We start from the raw sequence: 19,910 nt of genomic DNA on the forward strand, positions 1-19,910 counted from the left end.
CGGCCGACCACAGCAACGACCAGTAACGATCAATCGCAACGGAGGGGTCAGAATTCAGACGACGCCAAGGGGTCAGCATTCAGCCGCCGTTGACACACCCGAGCCTCCGCACGCAGCCAAGCATGCGACCAACATGACTCCGAGCAGAACCGACCTGAACATAACGCTCACCCAGCCTCACCGATAGCAGTATGACAGCTTTTCCATTCGTACACTTGAGTCGATACCAACCCCAATTCTTGAGCCGGTCGGCCACCCAGAAGGCATTCTTCGCCATTTTCGGGTTACTTCTCTTGACGTTGTATCCCGGGGTTCTGCCCAGGCTTTTGTTGTGTACAGGTCCATCTTGGTCCAGTAGCCACATTTCGGACTGCAGTAATCCTCGTGATTGTCGCCGATCGTCTTGGCGGAGGCTGCTCCGATGGTAATCGCCATGAGCGCGTTCTACAGTGCGTGCAGGAATGCGTTCTTCCCTCGCCGTCTCGGGAAGTAGTAGCAGTCCATTCCTGTAGTGCTACGCGATGGCGGCCTTTCTTGGCGCCGGTGATTCATTTTTTAGAGGGCGGGTCACTGAACATGGCAGATAAGATCATTACACCGGCTAGAAGCATGCCCGGAATTATTCCGGCCACCAGACCACCGACTACTGTCCCCTGATTGAGGACAGCATCCACCATGTGCGCCAAAGTCATCCCGCCGCCACAGAGTGTCGCGAAGGTAACTTCTCGCCTCGTCACCCTACGTCGACTCATCAAGCGGCCCTCCTGCGTCGGATGAAGGAGGGTGGCCACCCTCGAGTTCTATTCAGCTACTTGTTGTTGTTTGCGTGTTGGACGCTGTGAATTCCCGAAAGAATGTAGCAGGTCACGGCAGGCATGACGATGGAGACCTGCCTGCCCGCCTTCGTGCTAAGCGCCCAGTGAGAAAACGCGGCGGCCCCTGCCTGCAGGCCATGAAGTCTTTCTTCACACAGGCGCGGCGCTTCACTTGTTGCGCTTACGTTTCCGGGCGGAATCCAGCACGCCAGCGGCCATCGCCACGCAGGCGATGGCCGCCGCGCCATGCCCCTTCCATCTCTAGGCCGGTTTGATAAATCACAGGTGATGATCTGATGGCCAGGCCGTACGGCGCCAGGGCAAGGGCACTGCTCTACGGGGTCAGCCGCGGCGGGTGCGGGCGCGGCGTTTGCCCTCGTGCATCGCCTGTACGCGGGCGACCGGGATCGTGTGCCCTTCTTCGATCAGGTCGGCGGGCAGCCGCTGCGGCGGGGGCATCAGTTCGGCCCACGGGTCGCCGTCCCCGGCCAGGGCCGCCGCCGTGCGCAGGGTGAAGTCGCTCGGCGTCACCCGGTCCAGGTCGTCCCACGCCACCGGAAAGGACACCGGCACCCCGGGCCGGATGCGCGGGCTGTAGGCCGCCACCACGGTCGCCCCGCCGGCCCGGGTCGAGTCGAGGAACACCTTGCCCCCGCGGTCCTCCCGGATGAACGCCGTCGTCGCCAGCTCCGGGTCCAGGCGCTCGGCCCGCGCGGCGACGGCGCGGGTGGCCGCCGCCATGTCCTCCATGCCGATCCCCGGCTCCAGCGGGACGAACACGTGCAGCCCCTTGGCCCCGCTGGTCTTCACCGCGCCCGCCAGCCCGTCGTCGGCCAGCGCCCGGCGGACGAGGTGCGCCGCGCGGACCGCCATGCCGAACGCGTCCCCTTCCGGCGGGTCCAGGTCGAGGATCATGTGCGTCGGCGTGTCCAGGTGGTCGGCCGTGACCAGGGCCGGGTGGTATTCGACCGCGCGCTGGTTGGCGAACCACAGCAGCGTGCGCCGGTCGTCGCACAGGGCGTAGGAGACCTCCCTGCGCGAGGTCTCCGCCCACAGCGTCACCGTGCGCACCCACTCCGGGGTGTACTTGGGGACGTTCTTCTGCATGAACGGCTCCTGGCCCGCCCGCACGCGGATCACCGACAGCGGCCGGCGGCGCAGCGCCGGGATGATGCGGCCGGAGGCGGCGTCCAGGTAGTCGACCAGGTCGCGCTTGGTCGCGCCCGCGCCGTCGAACAGCGGCTGGTCGAGGTTGGTCAGCGGAACTCCGTCACGCGTCTCATCGCTGGTCACCAGGCCACCATGCCCATCAGGACATTACGGGGTCAACCTCGCGCGCCGCCGGTCCTCGGATCGCCGGCGCCGTGGCCGGACGACCCGGCCTTTCATGCGCCGATCAGCGCGGACAGGGACGGCAGGACGGTGGCGCCGAGGGAGCCCGCGAGGCGGAAGTGGACCGCCCGGCGGACGGCGGCGGCGCGGTCGCTTTCGGGCAGCGTCCTGACGGCCCGCTCGCGGGCGAACAGCCGGACCAGGTCGTGCATGCGATAGCCGTCCGCGGCGTGGCACTCCAGCAGCCGGGCGCGGACCAGCGCGTCCAGGGCGCGGTGGGCGTCGTCCGGGCCGCGGCCGGTCAGCGTGGCGGCGACGGGCGCGGTCACGTCGGCGATGTCCAGGAGGCCGAGAAGCGTGAACAGCTCGGCGGCCTCCGGATGCCGGTCGAGTTCGTGACCGGCGGCCAGGCTCGTGCGGACGCACAGGTCGCCGTGGGCCAGTTCGTCCAGCCGGCTCTCCGCGGACGCGAGCCGCGAGGCCAGCCGCGCCGCCGTCCAGTGGGGGTGGGCGGCCAGCCGGGCGCCCGCGATCCGGACGGCGAGGGGCAGGCGGCCGCACAGCTCGACGATTCTGGACGCGGCCTGCGGGTCGTCTTCGACGCGCTCGGGCCCGGCGAAGGCCGCCAGCAGGGCGATCGCGTCGCGTTCGCCCGGCGTGTCCAGATGCAGGCGCACGGTGGCGTCCAAGGTCGTGAGCCGGGCGCGGCTGGTCACGATGACGGTCGACGTCGACCCGCCGGGCAGCAGCGGTCGCACCTGGCGGGCGTCGGCGGCGTTGTCCAGCACGATGAGCATCCGCCTGCCGGCCGTCCGGGTCCGGAACAGGGCGGCGGCCTCGTCGACGTCGATTCGCCCGCTGACGCCGGGGACGTGGAGGGAGCGCAGGAACCGGGCCAGCACCTCGCCCGGTGCGAGCGGGACGAGGCCCGGGGTCGCCCCGTGGAGGTTCATGTAGAGCTGCCCGTCGGGGTACGACGAGACGACGGCGTGTGCCAGGCGGACGGCGAGCCGCGACTTGCCGACGCCCGCGGGGCCGTCGATCGCGACGAACGACCCCGGGCCGGTTCCGCGATGGGTGAGGACGGTGATGGTCCGGGCGAGCTCGGCCTCCCTGCCCACGAACGCGCCGGCGTCGGACGGCAGCTCCGCCGGGCCCGTGTGCGCGGCGGCGCACCAGGCCCCGCGCGCCGAGGCGTCCTCGCACCCGTGGAGGCAGGCCGTGGGCGCGTTCGCGTCGAGGACGGGGTCCGCGGCGAGGATGCGCTGGTGGAGGTGGCGGACGGCCGGGCCGGGCTCCGCCCCGATCTCGCTGACCAGATGCAGCCGGAGGCTCTGGTACGCCTGGAGGGCCTCGCCGGTCCTGCCGTCCCGGTAGAGCGCCGTCATGAGCTGGATCCACAGCCGTTCCCGCAGCGGGTGCTCGTGCACCGCGCGGCGCAGCGGGCCGATCACCTCGGAATGGCGGCCGAGCGCGAGCCGGGCCTCCATGAGGTCCTCCAGCACTTCGAGCCGGTCCTCGGCGAGGGTGACCGCCCAGGCGCTGAGCGGCCCGGAGAGCGTGACGCCCTGCAGCACCTCGCCGCGCCACAGGTCCATCGCCCTGCCGAGCGTGGTCTCGGCCAGCGCGACGTCACCCCGGCGCAGCGCCTGGCCGCCCCGCTGGGTCAGTTCCTGGAACAGGAGGGTGTCCAGTTCGTCCGGACGGACGGTGATCCGGTAGCCATTGCCGGAGGTCTCGATGTGCGCCCTTCCGTGGTCGAGCGTCGCCAGCATCCTCCTGAGCTGCCACACGTACGTCTTGAGGTTGTTGCGCGCGGACTGCGGGGGCCGCTCGCCCCACATCTGGTCGATGAGGAGGCTCGCGGCGACGGTGGTGTTGGGCTGGAGGAGCAGGGCGGCCAACAGGTGCCGGTGTTTCGCGCGCTTCAAGGACAGTTCCCGCCCGGTCGCTGTCTTGACGGCAAGGGGTCCAAGCAGGCCGAATTCCATACGATCGTCGTGCTCCGGGATAGCGCTGACCAGGCCAGAGTACGGTCAAGATGACCGAACGGACAGTAAAGGGGGCGTCAATGGCCCCATAGTCGATCGCCCGCGCGTGCCCGTAAAGGGCTAATCATCGGAAATCGCCGTGAACTCTGCCAGTATTGCGGTGTCCGCATGATGAGGATTTGCCAACCCGCCATTCACCTGGGGCCGACGCGATCCGTGCACCTGCACGCCGGCGACCGTTCTAGGCGTCTCGTGGTGCGATCGTCCCGTTCTGGGAGTTTCCGTCAGTGTATTTCCGATAGACCGGAAATGTACCCCAGTCTGATCAGGTATGAGACGGTCGCCAAGCAGCAACCGGAGGTCCGCATGTCGAAGATCGGGTTTCGCGTCCTGGGGCCCCTGCACGTCTGCAACGAGGATCGGTGCCTTCACCTCAAGAGCCCCAGGCAGCAGGTGGTGCTGGCGGCGCTCCTGCTGAACGCGAACCGCCTGGTGCCGGTGGAGTCGCTGATCAAGGCGGTGTGGGACGACGGCCCGCCCGAGGGGGCGCGCCATCAGATCCAGAACTGCGCCTCGATGCTCCGGCGCCGCATCCGCGACATCGGCGTGTCCGAGGTGGAGATCATCGGATATCCGGCGGGCTACACCATGCACGTCAGCGAGGGCCGCCTCGACGCCACGGTGTTCGACCGGCAGGTGGCCGAGGCCCGGGAGCTGGCCGCGGAGGGGCGGCTCGCGACGGCCGCCGGGCGGCTGCGGTCGGCGCTGTCGCTGTGGCTGGGAGCCCCGCTGGCCGGCGTCCCCGGACGGATCATGCAGCAGGAGGCGACCCGGCTCGCCGAGCGCAGGCTGTCGGCGCAGGAGGACTGGATCGACCTGGAGATGGCCCTCGGCGGGAGCGCCCAGGTGACCGCCGAGCTCTACCGGCTGGTCAGCGAGCACCCCTTCCGGGAGCGGCTGCGCGCCCAGTTGATGCTCTCGCTGTACCGGTCCGGGCGTACCGCCGAGGCGCTCGCGGTCTACCGGCAGACGTGGCAGATGTTCGCCGACGAGCTGGGCCTGGAGCCGAGTCCCGTGCTCAAGGGCCTGGAGACGGCGATCCTGCGGGGTGACCCGGCCCTGTGGAGGCCACCCCTCGCCCGCGACCCCTTCGACGGCGAGGCCCGGGTCGAGTACCCGATCGGCGCGTTCGGCGGGATCGCGTGACCCGGCCGCCCGCCCGGTCGTCGCTTCCCGCGCGGCGTGCCCGGTTGTCGCTTCCCGCCCGGCTCGGGCGGCGCGCCGCCGCGACCGCCGTCGACTACGCGCTCGTGTCCGTCCCTCTGGCACTGCTCGGACTCCTCCAGGTGCGGCGCGGCCGGGCCGGGCGGCCGATCGGCGGCGCGCGGGCCCGCGTCGCCGTGGCGCTCGCGCTGACCGTGCCGGTGACCTGCGGCCTCGCGGCGGCCGAGGCGACCGGCGGCTCGCCGGGGAAACGGCTGCTGGGGCTCCAGGTGCGCGGGCGTGACGGACGGTCGTCCCCGCCGTACGCCGCCGCGCTGCTCCGGACGGCGCTCAAGACGGCGATCCCCTGGGAACTCGCCCACCAGGGGGTGTGGGACGTCCAGGACGAGGCGGGCCGGAAACGGGGCGAAACACTCCTGGCCTGCGCGTACGCCGCCCTCGCCGCCCAGGCCGTGATGATCTGCACGCCCTCGGGCCGCACCTACCCCGACCTGCTCGTCGGCACGGTCGTGGCCCGCCGGGACCGGCGCGGGGCGGATCAGGACTAGCGCGTCAGGACTAGCGCGCGGCGGATCGCCGCCTGCGCACGGCCCAGGTCAGGAAGGCGGCGACGGCCGCGGCCTCCGCGATCAGGATCAGGGCGGCCGCCGCCGGGCCCCACAGCCCGGCGAGGGTGCCGAACCACAGCCGCACCAGCAGGAAGATCGCCGGGCCGAGGACGGCCGCCGCCAGCACGGCGTACCCGGCGTAGATCCAGCGCGCCCGGCGCGGGTACCCGCTCACCCCGGCCGGGCCGCGGCGCAGGAACGCGGCGGTGAAACGGGCGGCCTCCGACTGCAGGTGCACGGTCGAGGTGGCGTGTTCGAGCATGTGGTAGCCGTCGAGCTGGAGCACCGGCAGCAGGTTGAAGAAGATCGCGACGGTCCCGAACAGCAGCAGCGAGGCGGCCAGGCTGTGCACCCACCCCGCCTGCGGCCCCCACAGCCACAGCGCGCCGATCGGCGGCAGCGCGGCGAGGTTGACGTAGACCCCGGCGAACGACGTGGCGACCCGGTGGCGCGTCGTGCGGAAGGTCACGACGTCGTCGACCTTGCAGTAGAACGCCACGAGCGGGAAGCGCCACATGAGGCCGATCTGGGTGGGCCGTCCTCCGTAGCGGTGGCAGGCCACCCCATGGCCCAGCTCGTGCAGCGCGATCATGACCCATGTGATCGCGATCCCGGCCAGCGTCAACGGCCACCGCGCCGGGCCCTGTTCGATCGCGGCGTACAACGTGGCCCAGTTGAGCCCGACCAGGACGCCCACCGCGAGCCCGGCGAGTGTCAGCGGCACGGCGACGACCGGGTTGAGCAGCCATCCGAACCGGCGCGCGGCCGGGGGGACGAGGTCGGTCGCGCGCGGGATCGGCATGCGCCAGAGCAGGGCCGAGCGGCCCTCGGACCCGCGCGCGGCCTCCGCCTTCTCCCGCAGCAGGTCGAGCTGCGCCGGGTCGGCGGGTTCGAGCAGCGCGCGCGACCCCAGCAGGCCCAGCAACTGCCCCCAGTGCTCGGCGGCCAGCCGCTTGCCGAACCGCCCGGCGTACTCGGCGCCGATCTCGGTGAGCGACCGCGTGCCGTCCAGGCGGCTCATGAGGAACGCCTCGCGCGGCCCCACCTGCAGGTACGCCCCGGTCTCGCCGTCGGCGACGAAGTGGACGGTGGAGGTGCCCTTCGTCAGGCCCGGCCCCACGACGACACCCGGCCTGAGGCGGGGGCGGGCCTCGTCCAGCCAGGCCGGAGGGGGCGTGACCTCTTCGCCGACCGTCACGCCGACCTCGCCAGCGTGCCGGGCTCCAGCAGGCGCTCGATGAGGTAGGAGAGGTAGACCTCGTCCAGGATGGCCGCGCCCAGCCGGTTGTTGGTCATGTGGATGTACGAGCTCAGCAGGATCGTGACCAGGTCCTCGCCGTAGGGCATCGGCGCCGTCCCGCCGCCGTCCCGCGACGGGAAGAGCAGCTCGCCCCGGTCCGCCGCGGCGCGCACCCGGTCCCGCAGCTCCCGGCAGTGGGTCAGCCAGGTGCGCTCGATCCGGGACGATTCCGCGTGGCCCTCGGCGTCGGCCAGCGCCCGGATCCGGGTCATCCGCGCCGCGAACGTGTCGCGGGTCAGTTCCAGGCTCTTGTCGAACGAGCCGTGGGCGTCGGCGGCGGGTTCCTGGTAGGAGGTCTCCCAGAAGCTCCGGTAGCGCTGGAAGAACCGGTGGACGGCGTCGTCGCCGGAGAGGAACGTGCAGGCGGTCATCAGCGTGAGCTGGGCGGCGAGGCCCAGCAGCACCGGCCGCACGTGCGTGTTCGACGTGCTCAGAAGCTGGGCCACCATGTCGCTGGAGTGCTCGAAATGCCACTCGGCGATCCGGATGCCCTCCTCGCCGCCGTACCGGTCGTACTCGGGCTCGTACGGGTAGAGGGCGACGCTGTTGTTCGGCTGGAACGGCATGCGGCCGTCGGCGCCGTACTCCTCGGCCCAGCCCGCCTCGCCGTACTCGGCGACGTACATCCGCTTGTAGAGGTCGCCGAGGCCCTCGACGTCGTTCTCGTACAGCGCGGGCCGCCGGGTGAGGAACTCGCGCACCGCGTCCAGGGCCCGCGCGGTGACCTCCTCACGCACCTCGGGGGAGGAGGGCCTGAGCCGGACGCGCAGGTGCGGCCCTTCCTTCCAGTACTTGATGAAGAACCACCCGCTGATGAGGCCGTCCGCGCGCAGCCGCTCCACGAGGGGACGCACGGCCTCGACGACGATCGGGTTGGCGTCGCTGGCGTAGAAGACGTGCAGGGCCACCCAGTCGCCGCCCATGTCTTTCATCTCGTCACCCATGCTGACCTCTTGCCGTGTCGTAGAGCTCGATCAGGAATTCGCTGACGTGGGCGCGTCCGTGCTCGTCGCGCAGCCACAGCTCGTCCAGGCCGGGGCCGCACTCGGTCAGCACGATGCGCGAGGAGGCGCCGCGGGCGAGCTGCTCCAGCAACTGGATCGACATCCAGCTCTCGAAGTCGACGGGCAGCGGCTTGCGGGCCGCTTTGCGCTCGTCGCCCGGCCGCGCGGGCTCCGTGCCCCCGTCTGTGCCCCCGTCTGAATCCGGCCGGGCCGGGGCCGACCCGCGGCCGGAGGCGTCGACGCGGGCGAAGACCCGCTCGGGAAGCCCGTGCTCGCGCCGCCACCGCCGCACCCGCAGCAGGTGTTCGGCGTCGGTGTGGCCGGGGTCCCTGAAGGGGAACACGGCGGTGTTGAGCTTCCACATGCGGCGCTGGAGCACCAGGTCCCCGAGGACCAGCCGCGGGTACATCGTGATGCCCTCGGCCGGGATCGGCCGGCCGGTTCCGGCCCACAGGTCGATCTGGGCCATTCCGCCGGGCGCGAAGCACATCAGCACCTGCTGCACCTCCGGCAGCGCCATCGGCAGCAGGAAGCCCAGGTAGAGGGGGATCACCTCGCGGTCGAGCCGCCGGGACATCAGCCGCACCCGGTCGGCGCGCTCGTCGTGCACCATGACGATGTCGTCGAGGGGGATCTGCTCGTCCGCCGGCCGCGTGCTGACGTCGCCAGGGCAGACGATCTCGTAGTCGGTGACGGCCGGGTGGATGTTGAGGTTCGTCGTCTCATACCCGCCGCGCAGCTCGGCCAGCACCGCGCCGGGGGGCGTGTAGCGGCGCAGCGTGGCGGCGAACAGCTCCCGCGCCCCGGCCCCGTCCAGGTCAAGGCTGTGCGCGAACCGCGAGAACATCAGCGTCAGCCCCGAGTACGCCTGGTTGAGCACCAGTCTGCCCTCGCCCGGCCGTTCGGTTTCGCGGGGGCCGGGGGACGCGAGCTGGACGAAGAACGACCACGGCTGGTCGAACCGGCGGTCCCCCGGCAGGTGCGCGCGCACCGCGTCCACGAAGTCCGGGCCCAGCCGGATCTCCTCCGGCGTGCCGGGCTCGGGCTCGAGGCCGCGCAGGTGGAGGGACGCGGCCTCGCGGGCCCGGTCGAGCGCGGCGATCGCGGGCAGCTTGAACCAGTTCTCCTGCGGCACGTAGTTGTTGCCCTCGTCGAAGGCGCGCCTGCGCATCGACCGCTGCCCGTACGGGGAGAAGAAGTCGCGCTGGAACTCGTGGCAGAACCGCTCCACGTCCTCGCACCGGCCGCCGGATCCGTACCGCGCCCGGAAGAACCCCAGGGCCGTCAGCCGCCGCGGCAGGCTCAGGTCGAACGCGGGCAGGATGTCGGCGAGGGCCGCGAGGGACGGCAGGTGCGCGCCCTCCCACGCGCCGCGATCGGTCGCCATGCCCTCGGCGGTGGTCGTGGTGTCCTCGTAGACCAGGGTGCGCGGGACCAGCCGTTCCGGGGCCCCGACCAGGGCGAACGCGTCCTGGACCAGGTGGCGGATCGCGGCCAGCAGGCCGGCGCGCTCGCGGGCCGGCGTGGTCGCGTACCGGTCGATGAGATCACCCGCGTCCGCCAGCGTCGCCGCGACCCGGCGCAGTACCGGATGCGACCGTGCGGCCAGCGCCGCCGCGAACGCCGCCGCCGGGTCGTGCGCCCGCAGGTCGATCTGCAGGTCCGGGGCGAGCAGGAACCCCAGCCGGAGCAGGTGCCCGAGCAACTGGTCGGCCGTCTCGACCGTACGGTCGTCCCCGGCGGCGGCCACGCGCTCCGACAGTTCGCGCAGGGTGAGCCGGTCCTGCCGGGTGATCGTGACGACGTCGTTCAGCGCGGGGCCGCTCGGCAGGAAGAACAGGTCCTCGTGGACCCCGTCGATGGCGACCACCGCATCGGGGTCGGCCCCGGCGGTGGTCCTGCGGCGGACGTACCGGGTGATCTCGCCGTCCGTGCTGGCGCCAGGCGCGAGCGCGACCGGGATCTCCGAGCGCAACTCCGGGTCGGCGAGGATCACCGCCGACAGGCGGGCGAGCACCGCCACGTTGAGCCGCACGGTCGAACGCAGCCGCAGGGACACCGGCTCGGGCACCGGCCGCGCCGCATCGCCGGTGAAGTCGCCGGTGAACCGGCCGAGCCCGACCGAGGTGAGCGTGCTGAACGGGCTGGTCTTCAGGGCGGCGCGATAGAGCAGCTCCAGCAGCGTCCACTCGACCTGCCGGCCGCTCTTGTCCAGTTTCCTGGCCGGGTCGAGGTAGCGGTCCATGCTGCGCTCCAGGACCTCCGACTGCAGCAGCACCGCGCAGCGCAGGGCGTCGTCGGACAGCACCGCCCGGGCCCGCGCCCGGGCGGCGGCCACGTCCGCGCCGAGGACGTCCGCGCCCTCGGCCATGACGTCGTCCACCGACGCCATGGCCCGCGTCCACTCGGCGAGCAGGGCGGCGCGGTCGGGCGTGAGCAGCGGCCCGGCCTTGGCCAGGGTGGCGGGGCGCGGGCGGCGGGTGTTGTACACGTCCCGGCGCAGGTTGACCAGGGCGACCCGGCCCGGGTCGGTGGCGTCCAGCTCGGCGAGGGCCTTGTCGAACTCCTCGCGCAGCCGCGCCCCGGCCGCGTCCCGCGCCGCCTCGCGCTCGAAGACGCGCCGGGTCCACGCCACGGCGTTCTCCGTGCGTAGTACGGCGGTGACGCCGGCGGGCTGGCCGGCCACGCGGAGCAGGAACCCCTCGCCGAGCCGCCACCGGTCCGCCGGCGCGGCGTCGTCGTCCAGGTCGCCCGCCGGGTGGTCGAGGAGGTCGGTCATCGAGCCGCCCCTTCCTGATTCGCGCCCGCGTCGCCGCGGCCGTCCGAGCGGTACATGCTGTGGTCGTAGTGGTGCCGGGGGCGTTCGTGGCCGAGCAGCATGAAGATCATGCTGCGTTCGCCGGTTCCGTCGATGCCCAGCAGCGCGTCGATCCCGACGTTGTCGAGCCCGAGGACCGCGCCGACGCCGAGGCCGCGTGCGGTCGCCGCCACGTACGCGGTCTGGGCGGCCTGGCCGACCTCGATGCTCAGCATCCGGTACCCCCGGGCGCCGTACGCCGCCACGAGCGCGTCGAGGCGGCCGGTGACGACGATCACCGCGGCGGCCTCCTGGATGCTGTAGTTGGTGAGCGCGTAGAGCCGCTGCAGGCCGGGGACGTCCAGCGCGGCCCCGGCGACCAGGCGGTTCTCCGTGGCGTCGTACCGGTAGGCCCGCTGTTCCAGCCCCGCGACACTGCCGGCCAGCACCCACTGCCCGGTCCAGGCGTGGGCGCGTGGCGCCGGGGCCACGTCCGTCCCGGCCAGGCCCGCCCGCGCGACCGACGCCAGCACCCAGCCGAGGTCCCGGACGTCGAGCGGCGGCCGGCCGGTGAACAGGCCGAAGCTCGTCCGCCTGGCCAGCAGGCCGGCGGCGACGTCCAGATCGGCCGGTCCGGGCAGGGGATCGGGCAGCGCGACCACAGGCGCGCCGGGTTCCGCACCCGAGGACGGCGGCTCTGCCGGTGCGTCCGTCAGTGCCCCGGCCCGCGCGACCTCGGGGCCCGGGCGTGGCCGGTCACCGACGAGCGCCGCCGCGTGGACCCGGCTGACCAGCTCGAACGCCCGCACGCGCCGCGACCGCTCCCACACGCGGTGCGGCGGGTCCGCGCCGATCCTGTCCGCCGGGACCGGCGCCGGGGACGTCTCCGCCGTGGCAGGGCCGAGCGGGACGACGGCGAACGGCGCCTCGGCGTGCCCGTCGACCTCCAGCACCGCGCCGGCCGCCGCCTCGTCGAACCACAGGACCGGCTCGACCGGCGTGCCGTGGGCGGCGAGGACCAGGCGCCAGGACGCCAGCAGCGCGCCGAGGTCCTGCGTGACCACGTGATAGCTGAACGAGTTGTACTTGAAGGCGTTCTTCCAGAAACGCAGCGTCGCCACCGCGTACAGCCCCGCCCGCACCCCGGTGGCCGCGGCGATCTCGTCACACCGGTCCCGGTCCGACAGCCGGTCGAGGCAGTGGTGCCCGGTGTCGTAGTGGTACACCCCCGGAGACAGCGGCCCGGATCGGCCGACGACCAGGTAGCTCTCGGCCGGGTACATCCCGCCACCCGAGGCCGTGGGCCGCGCCCACACCGCCCGGTCGCTGCGCATCTTGACCCGGCTGTCGTCGTTCCAGTTCGGCTCCGTGCGGCGGCCGGTCACCCCGTAGGTGCCCAGCATCGAGGCGAGGACGCCGAGACCGGGCGCCTCCCCGGCCCGCGCCGGGCCCTGCGCCGTCAGCAGGGCCTCGCCGATCCCGGCCGGGGGCATCGCGCGGAACGGCTCGGGCAGCGGCACCTTCACCATGCCCTCGTCGTCCTGGTACAGCTTGTGCCGGGACGGCTGGTCGTCCCAGTCCACCTGGAAGGCCAGCGGCGGCAGCGCCACGTGCTGCCGCTCGAACATGCGGCGCGCGTAGTCCAACGCGATCTCCGCGCTGCCCTGCGGGCCCCGGTGGTCGTCGGTCTCGGGCGGCGCGGGGGCATGCGGGTGATCGTGGAGGCGGGGCGGCGTACTCACCGGGACTCAACTCCTACGGGAAGGGGTGCGGGACGAGGTGCAACTGTTCCGGCGTCAGGGGGTGGGACGTCAGCCCCGCCTGGTAGGGCGCCCACAGGGTGCGCGGCATGGTGAGGACCCGCTGCCGCCGCCACCCGAAGTCGATCGGGATCAGCCCCGGCACCACGGTCGCCACGGTGTGCAGGCCCATCGACCGCTGCTCCGGCGTCGTCTGGTCGACCACCACGGTGTCGAACCCGCGCCCGGTGAGCAGGTCGACGATCTCCCGGGTGGGCTCCGCGAGGTCGGTGACCGGCGCGCGGCCGGTCGTCCAGTCGGCGAAGACCTCCTCCAGCGGGGTGCGGCGGGTCTGGCGCAGCCAGTGCTCGGCGTGCCGCGCCATCTCCGGCATGCCGAAGAGCAGCGCGTGATGCTCCAGCTCGGTGACGTGCCTGTAGTCGGTGACCATGAGCTCGACGTGTTCGAGGGACGCGGTGACCCGGTCGGGGAAGCCGGTCACGTACGAGGCGACCTCGCACACGGCGGCGCGCACGGCGTCGGCCGGGTCCAGGGACGCGCCGCCGGCGAAGCACAGCGTGCCGAGCCCGCCGTCGCGGCGCACCGCGACGGCCCCGACGGCCGGGACCGGCAGGTCGGTGCGGATGTCGAAGCAGCGCAGGTCGTAGCCCTGCAGGTCGACGTGCGCGCGCATCTGCCGGACCAGCGGGTGGTCCACCGTGTCCAGGTCGATCTCCACCGGGGTGAGCCCGGAGTACCAGCTGATCAGGAAGGCGTCGCGCTCGAGGAGTTCGAGCAGGCCGTGGAGCACCGCCTCGGTCACCGAGCTCCCGGACGCGCAGCCGTTGGAGCACTCCTGGACGGTGTTGCGGTGGTCGGCGCGGTGGTCGAGGTAGTACACGAGCTGCTCGGGTACGAGCACCGCCCGGTCATCACGCAGCGACCACCCCCAGACCCACGGCACCCGGGGGTTCTCCGACCACGGCACGTACTTCTCGCTGTGCGCGCGGTAGAACTCCGGTTCGTAGAGCCCGCACTGCTCCATCGAGACATGAGGGGCGTCCAGCTCGGTCACGGCGGCGCGCCGCGTCACCTCGACGCCGCGGGGACGCTGCCCCGCGTCGCGTTCGAGCCCCTCCAGCGCGCCCAGCAGCTCGCTGCGGGCGTAGCTCTCCGCGTGCCCGCTCCAGAACATCTCGTGCAGGCCGTACTTGCTGCGCACGATGAACCGGCCGGTGACCGGAGCGGTGGCCGTGGCGTGGTACGCCCGCATCGGCGGCCGGCCCAGCATCCCGCACACCGGGTTGGCCAGGGCCTCCATGGGCAGGCCGAGGTCTTCGGGCCGGCGCGATCGCGTGCCGCCCGGACGTGCGGCCGGTGTGGGGGCCAGGCGGACGCGGGCGTTCTCCGCGGTGTCCGGTACGGGCGCGGAGCAGGCCTCGCAGGACGAATCCTTGATGAGGCTGAAGCGGTCGACCCGGGCGGTCAGGATGTCGATCTCCCACACCGGCCGGTTCGGTCCGTCGTCGCCGGCGTGTCCGGCGGCCGTTTCGACCAGTGCGGCGGCGATCGCGACGACATGCGGGCCCGGTGTGGTGGCCGGTGAACGGACGACCCCGTACGGTTCGTCGAGGATCCGGCGCTCCACCATCGGCCTGCAGGTCGTCCAGCGCCGATCCAGGCACCGCGGACACGGGCCCTCGCCGCCCGGCGTGGCCGCGATGATGATCGTTTCACCGTGGCGGCGGACGCTCACCGAAGGCGTACGGTCCGGCGCGGCCGAGTAACCCAAGGAACTCTTGGAACCAAGGGAACCCAAGGGAATCGTGAGATGGCCGGTGTCACCGGGAATGCCCAGCGTGGCGACGTCCAAGGCGCCGCAGCGCTCGGCCGCCGCGGCGGACACCATGGCCGCGATCCGGTCGCCGAGAACGGCGACGGCCGATCGGGTGGGCGCCGTCGACGTCGGCCTGACGGCGGTCTCGTCTGTCAATCTCGTCAAGGAACGCGGACCTTCCGTGTGGCGCGGCCGGGACGGGGCTGTGACTGCGGGCCAGGGCCCTTGGCCCGCAGCGTTCAGGTGCGGATCAGCCGCAGCTTGACGTGCTGGTGCTGGTCGAGCAGCAGCTCGACGTGCTGCACGAGCAGCAGCTGGAGCAGCTGCACGACGAGCTGGTCGCCGCCATGTCCATCGACGGGTCGACGTTGTCGACGACCTCGAACGTCGCCGCCTCGAGCTCCATCAGCTCCAGGCCGAGGGTTTTGCTCATCTCGTACCTCCCTTGTGTGTACCGAGCAGATCGGTGCGAGGGCTCATCCGCCGCCGCACCCGGTGCTGGTGCTGCACGAGCAGCAGCTCGACGTGCTGCACGAGCTGCAGCTGGAGCAGCTGCACGACGAGCTGCACCAACCCGCGGCGTCCTGCCCGAGGTCGCTGATGTCAGCGATCTCGAACGTCGCGGTCTCGAGGGCCAGGAGTTCCTGACTGAGGGCCATGGTCATTCACCTCCTCTCATCGGATATCGGTCTAGGGAAAGCCGATCCGCCGCCAAGGCGGATCGACGTCTGTTAGCCTGCTCGCGTCAGGTACCGCCGGGCGGGTGGGAACGGAGCCCTCGGGTTCGAAAGCCTGTGGAGACCCGGTAAGACCGCTTCGGTGGCGCAGGTCGGTGAAGCAGGAAGCCGCAGAAGTGCCGCACGCGTGGCACAGGCTGAATCTCCGGCATTCATACCGGAGAGCGCGTCAAAGCAGCTCGACGTGCTGCACGACGAGCAACTGGACGTGCTGGTGCTGGAACTGCACCAGTCGGCGGCGTCACGCCCGAGGTCGGCGATGTCATCCACCTCGAACGTGACGCTTTCCAGGGCGATCAGCTCTCGGTCCAGGTCCGACACGGGATCCTCCTCAGCTCGGCGAACCGGCTTGCCGGAATAGCAGGACCCTGACGACGTTCGTGACGCCGGCCAGGTCGGGCGGGGTGAGGTCGACGAACCCGGCGCGCGTCCCGCCGGCGCGCAGACGGGCGACGGCCACGTCCAGGCCGACGACCTCGGCCAGCGTGGCCACGTCGACGGGCGGTTCCGACACCCGCGCGCCGGACAACGCCGGGGCGGCGGGCGCGCTCACGGCCGTCCAGTTCGTCGGGGACTCGGCGATCTGGCGTACCGCCACCAGGGCCAGCAACGCCGACTCGGCCGCGTCGAACCACGAGCCTCCCGCGCGGGCGACGAGTTCCTCGCCCGCGCCGTCCCGCACCCGCAGGACCGCCACCGGGACGACGCCGGGCGCCGAATAGAACGTGAGCGAGCGGCCCTCGCGCCCCACCTCGCGCGCCAGCATGCGCAGGCGTTTGCCCCGCTCGGCGTCGGGGTCGGCGGTCAGGGCCGAGTCGTCGACCGGGCCGAGGCCGATCTCGTCGCGCGCGACGGCGGCCAGCGTGTCCGCGCCCGCCGCCGCGAGCAGCGCCCGCGACACGGCGGCCTCGGGGGAGTCGCCGGCGGCCACTCCGACCAGATCGGGCTCGAACCGCGCGGCCCGGCGATCCCACGGGCCCGCCAGCACGGCACCGCGGGGAACGGCGAGCGGCCTCGATCCGTCCAGGTCGGTCGCCGCGACCAGCGGGTCTTCGGGGAGCGGCGTGCCCCCGAGCCAGGTCCGAATCCGCCCGGCCTCGACGACCTCGGCGTCCGGCAGGGCCGGGGCCAGGAGGTCGGCGCATCGGCGCTGGACGTTCACGGCATAGCGCACGGACGCCTCTTCGAGGGCCGCCAGCCGGGCTTCCAGCACCGTCTCCGATCCGAAGGCCACGATCGGCGCGGCATCGGCGGACGGCGCGATCAGCGCCGAGACCTTCGCGGGGACCTGCGAGATCGCGTCGTCGTCGAACCTGCGCATGATGCCCACCGTGTCGAAGACCACGGGCGCGAACCGCTGGTAGGCGCGCTCGGCCGGCGAGGCGCCGTCGTCCGGCTCGGCGGGGGAGAGGCCCGTGGCCGCACCACCGGACGACAGGCCGCCGGGCGCGGCGGGATGGGGGACGACCCGCTCGACGCGCACCGTGAGCCGATCGGGGTCGACGATCACGACGCCGTCCTGGATGTCGCTCCGGATGGCGCCCGTCAGGGCCTTGAACACCTCGAAGGCGGTGATCCCGACGGCGATGGACACCGCGTTGCCGGGCAGCCTCGTCGCCGGGGCGGCCGCCGCCGCGCCCGCGCCGGCCGTGAGCCACACGTCCGCGCTGCCCGCGACCCCGTTGTCGGTCAGGCGCAGCATCACCGAGTAGACGCCCGAGCTCTCGCCGTCGGCGGGCTGCCAGGGGCCGAGCACCAGCAGATCGCCGACCCGTACCAGGGACACGAAGGCGGCTCCGACCGCGCAGGCGCTGTCGGCCAGATCGAACAGCGCGGGCGACGTGCGGTCCGCGGCGATCAGGCACACCAGGTCGGCGTCGGTCATGGTCGCGGCGGGCACGTCCCCGGCCGTGACGACCCGCACCCACCCGGGCCGCACCCACCCGGGCCGCACCGACCCGGGGGAAGCGGCGCCGACGCCGTTGGCGGTCAGCGCCTCCGCCAGCGCGGACGCCTGCGCCGGGTCCTCGCAGATCACCACGACCCGCGCCGTCGCGGCGCGCAGGAAGCCCGTGCCGTCGTCCCCGTGCTGCTCCAGCAGGGCGATCTGCCCGGCGAACCGGGTGCGCAGCTCCGGGTCGCGCACGGCGCTCGCCTCCGGCGCGTCCGTGATCACCCCGCGGGAGGCCAGCGTGCCGATCAGCGACCGGACGCTGTCGGCGTGCGCCTTCGGCAGCCCCGCCACCAGGTCGCTCAGCGGGGTGGAGCCGTCGAGATGCGGCAGCAGCGCCGACAGGTAGCGGTACGCCGCCGCGCCCCTGATCACGAACGCGTCGCCGTGCCCGTGCACGTACACGCCGTCGCGGGTCTCGAGAAAGGCCATGTCCGTGCGCATGCGAGGGCGGACGACTTCACGCGTCTGGGCTGTCACAACGGCCTCCGGGGGTCGATGCCGAGCCTCACGTGATGTCTCGGCGGCGGATCAGGGCGGTGGCGAGCGCCACGCCGGCGACGGTGTAGGCGGCCAGTACCAGGCAGGCGACCGGCGCGGTGACGTACGCGGCCACTCCCGGCGATCCGCCCTCGCTCATGGAGGGGACGCCGAGGGCGGCGACGAGCGAGCCGCCGGCCGGCCCGAGCAGGACCGTGCGCACCGGCTCCAGCGCGGGGACGACGCCGGCGAGGCCGGACAGCGCGTTCTCCAGGCCGAGCGTCCACAACAGCCCCACGCCGAGGGCCGTGCCGACGCCCCGGAAGAGCACGCCGAGCGCCGCGCCGACGCTCATCCAGGCGACGGAGATGAGCGTCGTGGCGCCGAGGGAGGCGGCGAGGGCCGAGGGCGTGGGCAAGGTCAGCGGCCGTCCCTCCACCGACGCGATCACGACCGACGCCACGATCGCCGCCACCAGGGCCGCCGCGGCGATGACGACGATGGCGAGGGCGCCCGCCACCGCCTTCGCCAGGACGACCTGGGTACGGGTGGGCCCCTGGGCCAGCCGCGCCGGCCACGTCCCCCAGCGGTACTCCGAGCCCGTGATCAGCACACCGAGGATCAGCATGATCGCCCCGCCGAACAGCGGATAGCTGCCGGCCGCCGTGCCCCCCGCCGCCGAGGGCAGCAGGATGTCCAGAAGCTGGCCCCGGTCCGCGGCGTACTTCACCGGGTCCAGCGTGGAGTACACGATGTACGGCACGGCGAAGCCGAAGGCCACCACCAGCAGCACCCAGGCGCCCCCGACCACGAACGCGGCGGGACGCTTGCGCAGCAGCAACACCTCGGCGGACAGTGCGTTGATCATTTGCCGCTCCCGCCTGTGTGGTCTCCGGTCAGCGTGAAGAACACCTGCTCCAGCGACCGGCGCTCGCGCCGCACCTCGTGCACCTCGGCGCCGGCCTCGACCAGCGCCCGCACCAGAGCGGGCACGCCGTCCTCGTCCAGTTCGAGCCGCCAGTGCGGATCGTCGGCGCCGCCCGCCCGGGTCGCGCCCGACCAGAGATCGTTCGCCTGGAAGACCTTCCCGGCCACGTCCATCGGCCTCGCCCAGACGGCCACGTCCCTGGCGCCGGCGCGGTCGAGGAGCGCCGACACCGAGTCCTCCGCCACGACCGTGCCCTTGTCGATCACCACGACGCGGTCGCACACCTGCTGGATCTCGCCGAGCATGTGCGACGACAGCAGGACCGTGGCCCGGCCGCCCAGCTCCCTGATCAGCGTGCGCATCGACGCCATGCCGTCGGGATCCAGGCCGTTCGTCGGCTCGTCCAGGATCAGCAGCGCCGGATCGCCGAGCAGGGCGGCGGCCACACCCAGGCGCTGCCGCATGCCCAGCGAGTAGCCGGAGACCCGGCGGTCGGCGGCCTTGTCCATCTCGACGACCCCGAGCACCCGGGCGACCTCCGCGTCCGGGAGGCCGCGGGCGCGGGCGAGGACCCGCAGGTTGATCCGCCCGGACAGGTGCGGCACGAACGCCGGCGACTCGATCAAGGCGCCGATCCGGCGCAGCGCCACCGGGTCGGCGGGCGGCCTGCCGAGCACCCTGACGGTGCCCGCGTCGGCGCGGACAAGGCCGACCAGCGTGCGCAGCAGCGTCGTCTTCCCCGCGCCGTTCGGGCCGAGGACGCCGTAGACCTGCCCGGGGGCGACGCGCAGGGTCACCCCGCGCACCGCCTGGACCGCGCCGAAGCTCTTCGTCACGCCTTCCAGGTCGACGACCGCCGCCTCGGCGTCCGCCGAGCCGGGCCCGGAGGGGGTTACCTCCTGGCGAAGCGTCATGTCAGGTCTCCCGTTCTGATGCACTGGCGTCTCTGGGCACTGGGCGTCGGGCGTCGATTGGGCGATCGGCTGAGGGCAATGATCGTCCGGGCCGCTCCCCACCCGCTCCTCGCCCGCTCCTCCCTATGGGTCCCCGGTACTCGGGGCCGCCGGACGGCGCCGGGCCGACGTGGGGTACCGGCCCGGGAATGTCCGGAGCGCGCGCCCGGACGTTCCCGGATCGCGCGTCCGGGCGGGCGTTTGACCTTGTCGT

At 72.7% G+C, this 19,910-nt stretch carries 14 protein-coding genes; 3 read left to right on the top strand and 11 right to left on the bottom strand.

Annotated features, from left to right (window positions below; all coding sequences use genetic code 11):
- Positions 1-1,157: 1,157 nt before the first annotated feature.
- Both ligD and AB0M95_RS30455 read right to left on the bottom strand, forming a co-directional pair.
- Positions 1,158-2,108 carry a non-homologous end-joining DNA ligase gene (ligD, locus tag AB0M95_RS30450; protein WP_363771852.1) on the bottom strand — a complete coding sequence of 317 codons (951 nt, stop codon included), beginning with the start codon at positions 2,106-2,108 and terminating at the stop codon, positions 1,158-1,160.
- Positions 2,109-2,200: 92 nt separating this feature from the next.
- Positions 2,201-4,078 carry a BTAD domain-containing putative transcriptional regulator gene (locus AB0M95_RS30455; RefSeq protein WP_363771855.1) on the bottom strand — a complete coding sequence of 626 codons (1,878 nt, stop codon included), beginning with the start codon at positions 4,076-4,078 and terminating at the stop codon, positions 2,201-2,203.
- Positions 4,079-4,447: 369 nt separating this feature from the next.
- On the opposite strand from AB0M95_RS30455, the gene AB0M95_RS30460 reads away from it, so the two are divergent.
- Entirely contained in the window at positions 4,448-5,344 is an 897-nt protein-coding gene (locus AB0M95_RS30460) for an AfsR/SARP family transcriptional regulator (RefSeq protein ID WP_363771858.1), read from the top strand.
- On the top strand, positions 5,341-5,910 hold the full coding sequence (locus tag AB0M95_RS30465; protein ID WP_363771861.1) for an RDD family protein: 570 nt from the start codon (positions 5,341-5,343) through the stop codon (positions 5,908-5,910). The genes AB0M95_RS30460 and AB0M95_RS30465 overlap by 4 nt, the downstream gene beginning before the upstream one ends.
- Positions 5,911-5,920: 10 nt before the next feature.
- Here the strand turns inward: AB0M95_RS30465 and AB0M95_RS30470 are convergent, their stop codons facing one another.
- The 5 genes from AB0M95_RS30470 to AB0M95_RS30490 are packed head-to-tail and all read right to left on the bottom strand — an operon-like array spanning position 5,921 to position 14,812.
- On the bottom strand, positions 5,921-7,168 hold the full coding sequence (locus tag AB0M95_RS30470) for a hypothetical protein (RefSeq protein WP_363771864.1): 1,248 nt from the start codon (positions 7,166-7,168) through the stop codon (positions 5,921-5,923).
- Positions 7,165-8,214 (bottom strand): thiopeptide-type bacteriocin biosynthesis protein, encoded by a 1,050-nt coding sequence (locus AB0M95_RS30475; protein WP_363771867.1) that lies wholly within the window; start codon positions 8,212-8,214, stop codon positions 7,165-7,167. Before AB0M95_RS30475 ends, AB0M95_RS30470 begins: the two co-directional genes overlap by 4 nt.
- Complete coding sequence (locus AB0M95_RS30480; RefSeq protein WP_363771870.1) at positions 8,207-11,053, bottom strand: lantibiotic dehydratase; 2,847 nt, start codon at positions 11,051-11,053, stop codon at positions 8,207-8,209. Before AB0M95_RS30480 ends, AB0M95_RS30475 begins: the two co-directional genes overlap by 8 nt.
- Positions 11,050-12,813: a SagB family peptide dehydrogenase gene (locus AB0M95_RS30485; protein ID WP_363771873.1), complete on the bottom strand. Its 1,764-nt coding sequence runs from the start codon at positions 12,811-12,813 to the stop codon at positions 11,050-11,052. Before AB0M95_RS30485 ends, AB0M95_RS30480 begins: the two co-directional genes overlap by 4 nt.
- Positions 12,814-12,826: 13 nt before the next feature.
- Complete coding sequence (locus AB0M95_RS30490; RefSeq protein ID WP_363771876.1) at positions 12,827-14,812, bottom strand: TOMM precursor leader peptide-binding protein; 1,986 nt, start codon at positions 14,810-14,812, stop codon at positions 12,827-12,829.
- Between the two features lie 282 nt (positions 14,813-15,094).
- Here AB0M95_RS30490 and AB0M95_RS30495 point away from each other — a divergent pair, with 282 nt between their 5' ends.
- Positions 15,095-15,295 carry a hypothetical protein gene (locus tag AB0M95_RS30495; RefSeq protein ID WP_363771879.1) on the top strand — a complete coding sequence of 67 codons (201 nt, stop codon included), beginning with the start codon at positions 15,095-15,097 and terminating at the stop codon, positions 15,293-15,295.
- Positions 15,296-15,378: 83 nt separating this feature from the next.
- Here the strand turns inward: AB0M95_RS30495 and AB0M95_RS30500 are convergent, their stop codons facing one another.
- The 4 genes from AB0M95_RS30500 to AB0M95_RS30515 form a co-directional block, all read right to left on the bottom strand.
- On the bottom strand, positions 15,379-15,705 hold the full coding sequence (locus tag AB0M95_RS30500) for a thiazolylpeptide-type bacteriocin (RefSeq protein WP_363771881.1): 327 nt from the start codon (positions 15,703-15,705) through the stop codon (positions 15,379-15,381).
- Positions 15,706-15,715: 10 nt separating this feature from the next.
- Positions 15,716-17,767, bottom strand: coding sequence for a hypothetical protein (locus tag AB0M95_RS30505; protein WP_363771884.1), 2,052 nt, complete (start codon positions 17,765-17,767; stop codon positions 15,716-15,718).
- 76 nt (positions 17,768-17,843) lie between these two features.
- Positions 17,844-18,683 (bottom strand): hypothetical protein, encoded by an 840-nt coding sequence (locus AB0M95_RS30510; protein WP_358524179.1) that lies wholly within the window; start codon positions 18,681-18,683, stop codon positions 17,844-17,846.
- Positions 18,680-19,657, bottom strand: coding sequence for an ABC transporter ATP-binding protein (locus tag AB0M95_RS30515; protein ID WP_363771887.1), 978 nt, complete (start codon positions 19,655-19,657; stop codon positions 18,680-18,682). The genes AB0M95_RS30510 and AB0M95_RS30515 overlap by 4 nt, the downstream gene beginning before the upstream one ends.
- Between the last annotated feature and the right edge of the window lie 253 nt (positions 19,658-19,910).

Source organism: Sphaerisporangium sp. NPDC051017, assembly GCF_040683095.1.
Taxonomy (GTDB): Bacteria; Actinomycetota; Actinomycetes; order Streptosporangiales; family Streptosporangiaceae; genus Sphaerisporangium.